The organism is Aeromonas sp. ZOR0002, from assembly GCF_963866995.1.
Classification (GTDB): domain Bacteria; phylum Pseudomonadota; class Gammaproteobacteria; order Enterobacterales; family Aeromonadaceae; genus Aeromonas; species Aeromonas caviae.
Genome location: NZ_CAWMFQ010000145.1, coordinates 1 through 3,305, shown reverse-complemented (window position 1 = coordinate 3,305; position 3,305 = coordinate 1). Strand labels below are relative to the sequence as shown.

4 protein-coding genes are annotated in these 3,305 nt (G+C 61.7%); 2 read left to right on the top strand and 2 right to left on the bottom strand.

All coding sequences use genetic code 11. The annotated features are described in order from the left end of the window. Together AACR77_RS23115 and AACR77_RS08675 are read left to right on the top strand one after the other, a co-directional pair. Positions 1–426 (top strand): methyl-accepting chemotaxis protein (locus AACR77_RS23115; RefSeq protein ID WP_231563187.1); only part of this gene is annotated, 426 nt, incomplete at its 5' end. A 143-nt stretch (positions 427–569) separates the two neighbouring features. Next, positions 570–752 carry a hypothetical protein gene (locus AACR77_RS08675; protein ID WP_042015109.1) on the top strand — a complete coding sequence of 61 codons (183 nt, stop codon included), beginning with the start codon at positions 570–572 and terminating at the stop codon, positions 750–752. Positions 753–825: 73 nt separating this feature from the next. Here AACR77_RS08675 and lpdA read toward each other — a convergent pair whose 3' ends face one another. Both lpdA and AACR77_RS08665 read right to left on the bottom strand, forming a co-directional pair. After that, positions 826–2,253: a dihydrolipoyl dehydrogenase gene (gene lpdA / locus AACR77_RS08670; RefSeq protein WP_010675812.1), complete on the bottom strand. Its 1,428-nt coding sequence runs from the start codon at positions 2,251–2,253 to the stop codon at positions 826–828. Positions 2,254–2,401: 148 nt separating this feature from the next. Then, the coding region (locus tag AACR77_RS08665; RefSeq protein WP_042880849.1) for a 2-oxo acid dehydrogenase subunit E2 at positions 2,402–3,305 on the bottom strand (904 nt) is incomplete at its 5' end.

Sequence of the window (3,305 nt, the reverse complement as noted above, 5' to 3'; positions counted from 1 at the left end):
GAGCAGGGCCGTGGCTTCGCCGTGGTGGCCGACGAGGTGCGCAACCTCGCCAGCCGCTCCGCCGCCTCCACCGCCGAGATCCAGGGCATGATCAACAGCCTCCAGGAGCAGAGCGCCCGCGCCGTCAGCGCCATGGCCCAGGGCCGCAACCAGAGCCTGCGGGTGGTGACCCAGGCCGACGAGGCCAACGGCGCCCTCGACCAGATCACCGGACACATCACCCAGATCAGCGACATGAACATCCAGGTCGCCACCGCCACCGAAGAGCAGTCCAGCGTGGTCGGGGAGATCAACCGCAACGTGGAGGACATCAACCAGCTCACCATGGAGACCGCCGACATCGCCCATCACCTGACCGAGTCGAGCCGCAACCTGCAGCACCTCTCCGGTGAGCTCGACAAGCTGGTCGGCAACTTCCGCCTCTGAGCGTCCGGCACCTCTTCCTGACCCGCACCAGGGCGCTTCGGCGCCCTTCTTCATGACCACGGCAAGCCGTGACGCACGGGGGATACGCCGTCTCCCACCGCCCTGATACATGCCTCATAATCAGGAAAACGCGAGGAGGAATGATGGGCAAGCTGGTCGTGATGATAGTGCTGGGGGGGCTGCTCAGTGCCTGCAGCAGCGGGCCCGTGCGGGTACACGGGGCCGATGTGAGCGTGGACGATACCCGGATCCGGGTCAGTGATGGGGATCGCGGAGGCGACGGTACCTTCTGCCCACCGGGACAGGCCAAGAAGGGGCGCTGCTAACCGCAGGGTGCCGAAAGACAGACAACAAAAAGCCGCTCCATGGAGCGGCTTTTCTTATGAAACGGGCAGAAGATTATTTTTTCTTCTTGGCCTTGGCATTCGGCAGGTCGGTGATGGAGCCTTCGAACACTTCGGCAGCCAGACCCACGGACTCGTGCAGAGTCGGGTGAGCATGGATGGTCAACGCGATGTCTTCGGCGTCGGCACCCATCTCGATGGCCAGACCGATTTCACCCAGCAGTTCACCGCCGTTGGTGCCCACGATGGCACCACCGATGACGCGGCCGCTCTCCTTGTCGAAGATCAGCTTGGTCATGCCGTCGGAGCAGTCGGACGCGATGGCGCGACCGGAAGCAGCCCACGGGAAGGTGGCGACTTCGAAGTTCAGACCCTGTTGCTTGGCTTCCTTCTCGGTCAGACCCACCCAGGCCATCTCAGGCTCGGTATAGGCGATGGACGGAATCACTTTCGGGTCGAAGTAGTGCTTCTTGCCGGCGATGACTTCGGCCGCCACGTGGCCTTCGTGAACACCCTTGTGGGCCAGCATGGGCTGACCGACGATGTCGCCGATGGCGTGGATGTGAGCCACGTTGGTACGCAGCTGCTTGTCGACCTCGATGAAACCGCGCTCGTTGACGGCAACACCGGCCTTCTCGGCATCCAGCATCTTGCCATTCGGTACACGGCCTACGGCAACCAGCACGTTGTCGTAGCGAACCGGCTCGGCCGGGGCGTGCTTGCCTTCGTAGGAGACGTACAGGCCGTCTTCACGGGCTTCAACGGCGGTGACCTTGGTCTCCAGCATGATGTTGAATTTCTTGGCAACGCGCTTGGTGTAGATCTTGACGATGTCTTTGTCGGCAGCCGGTACCAGCTGGTCGGCAAATTCCACCACGTCGATCTCGGAACCCAGGGAGGAGTACACGGTACCCATCTCCAGACCGATGATGCCGCCACCGATGACCAGCAGCTTGCCAGGAACGGTCGTCAGTTCCAGCGCATCGGTAGAGTCCCATACGCGGGGGTCGTCATGGGGGATGAACGGCAGCTTCACCGGACGGGAACCGGCGGCGATGATGGCGTTGTCGAAGGTGACGGTGGTCTTGCCGTCGGCGCCTTCCACTTCCAGGGTGTTCGGGCCGGTGAACTTGCCAAAGCCGTTAACAACCTGGACTTTACGCATCTTGGCCATGCCAGCCAGACCGCCGGTCAGCTGGTTGATGACCTTCTCTTTCCACAGACGCACCTTGTCGATGTCGGTCTGCGGGGCACCGAAGACGATGCCGTGCTCGGCCAGCGCCTTGGCTTCTTCAATGACTTTGGCGACGTGCAGCAGTGCCTTGGACGGGATGCAACCCACGTTCAGGCAGACGCCACCCAGGGTGGAGTAACGCTCGACGATAATGGTATCCAGACCCAAGTCAGCCGCACGGAAGGCAGCGGAATAACCGGCAGGGCCAGCACCCAGTACTACGACCTGGGTTTTGATTTCTTTACTCATCATGACCTCTTTGTCGTTCTTATATCCCCGGACAGCACAGTCTTATGCCAAACAAGGCCGCTGCAGCCGTGAAAAAAACGGGGCAAGTTTACAATCCTGTTAACGAAATGAGAAGCAAAAAGGGCGGGCTCTGGGCCCGCCCTCTCACTTACAGGACCAGTCGACGAATGTCGGACAACACACCACTCAGGGTGGTGATGAAGCGGGCACCGTCGGCGCCATCGATGACGCGGTGGTCGTAGCTCAGAGCCAGCGGCAGCATCAGGCGCGGCACGAACTCTTTACCGTTCCACTTCGGCTTCATCTCGGACTTGGAGACGCCCAGGATGGCCACTTCCGGCGCGTTGACGATCGGGGTAAAGCTGGTACCGCCGATGCCACCCAGGCTGGAGATGGTGAAGCAACCGCCCTGCATGTCGGCAGCGGTCAGCTTGCCGGCACGGGCCTTCTTGGAGATCTCGGCCAGATCGCGGGACAGCTCGTGGATACCCTTCTTGTTGACGTCGCGAACCACCGGAACCACCAGGCCGTTGGGGGTATCCACCGCCACACCGATGTGGATGTACTTCTTCATGATCAGCTTGCTGCCGTCTTCGGACAGGGCGCTGCAGAAGCGCGGATGGGCTTCCAGGGCCTTGGCGGCCGCCTTCAGGATGAACACCAGCGGGGTGATCTTCACGTCCAGCTTCTGCTTCTCGGCCAGGATGTTCTGCTCTTTGCGGAACGCTTCCAGATCCGTGGTATCGGCTTCGTCGAACTGGGTGACGTGGGGGATCATGGCCCAGTTGCGGTGCAGGGCAGGACCGGAGATCTTCTGGATACGGGTCAGTTCCAGCTCTTCGACAGGGCCGAACTTGCTGAAATCAACCTTCGGCCAGGCCACGACGCTCATGCCGTTGCCAGTGCCGGTGCCGGCAGCCGGAGCGGACTCGGCGCGCTTGACCGCATCCTTCACGTAAGCCTGCACGTCTTCTTTGACGATGCGACCCTTGCGACCGGAGGCTTTCACCTTGGCCAGGTTGACACCGAACTCGCGCGCAAGACGGCGTACA

Coding starts and splice junctions, on each gene's coding strand:
- AACR77_RS08675 (WP_042015109.1), top strand. CDS start 570: ATGGGCAAGCTGGTCGTGATGATAGTGCTGGGGGGGCTGCTCAGTGCC.
- lpdA (WP_010675812.1), bottom strand. CDS start 2,253: ATGAGTAAAGAAATCAAAACCCAGGTCGTAGTACTGGGTGCTGGCCCT.